The sequence below is a fragment of the Nonomuraea sp. MTCD27 genome, assembly GCF_041950495.1.
Classification (GTDB): domain Bacteria; phylum Actinomycetota; class Actinomycetes; order Streptosporangiales; family Streptosporangiaceae; genus Nonomuraea.
The window spans coordinates 1-1,398 of the sequence record NZ_JBGNUW010000068.1 but is presented as its reverse complement, the minus strand read 5'-3'; the positions used below and the strand labels follow the sequence as shown (position 1 = coordinate 1,398).

Sequence of the window (1,398 nt, the reverse complement as noted above, 5' to 3'; positions counted from 1 at the left end):
TATGCTTTGTGGTCAAGTCCTCGGCCTATTAGTACCGGTCAGCTCCACACGTTACCGTGCTTCCACCTCCGGCCTATCAACCCGGTCGTCTACCGGGAGCCTTACCCACTCTCATGGTGGGAGACCTCATCTCAAGGCGAGCTTCCCGCTTAGATGCTTTCAGCGGTTATCCCTTCCGAACGTAGCCAACCAGCCGTGCACCTGGCGGTACAACTGGCACACCAGAGGTTCGTCCGTCCCGGTCCTCTCGTACTAGGGACAGCCCCTTTCAAGTCTCCTGCGCGCGCAGCGGATAGGGACCGAACTGTCTCGCGACGTTCTAAACCCAGCTCGCGTACCGCTTTAATGGGCGAACAGCCCAACCCTTGGGACCTACTCCAGCCCCAGGATGCGACGAGCCGACATCGAGGTGCCAAACCATCCCGTCGATATGGACTCTTGGGGAAGATCAGCCTGTTATCCCCGGGGTACCTTTTAGCCGTTGAGCGACACCGCTTCCACACGCCGATGCCGGATCACTAGTCCCAGCTTTCGCTCCTGCTCGACCCGTCAGTCTCACAGTCAAGCTCCCTTGTGCACTTACACTCAACACCTGATTGCCAACCAGGCTGAGGGAACCTTTGGGCGCCTCCGTTACCCTTTAGGAGGCAACCGCCCCAGTTAAACTACCCACCAGACACTGTCCCCGATCCGGATCACGGACCAGAGTTAGACGTTCAAAACGACCAGAGTGGTATTTCACCAATGACTCCACCCGAACTAGCGTCCGAGCTTCCCAGTCTCCCACCTATCCTACACAAGACGCTCCAAACGCCAATGTCAAGCTGTAGTGAAGGTCCCGGGGTCTTTCCGTCCTGCTGCGCGTAACGAGCATCTTTACTCGTAGTGCAATTTCGCCGGGTCTGCGGTTGAGACAGCGGGGAAGTCGTTACGCCATTCGTGCAGGTCGGAACTTACCCGACAAGGAATTTCGCTACCTTAGGATGGTTATAGTTACCACCGCCGTTTACCGGCGCTTAAGTTCTCACCTTCGCCCAGAAAACTGGACTAAGCGGTCCCCTTAACGTTCCGGCACCGGGCAGGCGTCAGTCCGTATACATCGTCTTACGACTTCGCACGGACCTGTGTTTTTAGTAAACAGTCGCTTCCCCCTGGCCACTGCGACCCCCACCAGCTCAGAGTGCAAGACTCATCACCAACAGAGGTCCCCCTTCTCCCGAAGTTACGGGGGCAATTTGCCGAGTTCCTTAACCACAGTTCACCCGATCGCCTTAGTATTCTCTACCTGACCACCTGAGTCGGTTTAGGGTACGGGCCGCCACAACACTCACTAGAGGCTTTTCTCGGCAGCATAGGATCATCCACTTCACCACAATCGGCTCGGCATCACATCTCAGG

The 1,398-nt window shown here is 56.7% G+C and carries 1 rRNA gene; it reads right to left on the bottom strand.

Annotated elements, in window-relative coordinates:
* Window positions 1-8: 8 nt before the first annotated feature.
* Window positions 9-1,398 (bottom strand): 23S ribosomal RNA (locus ACBJ59_RS62740); the annotation flags it as partial.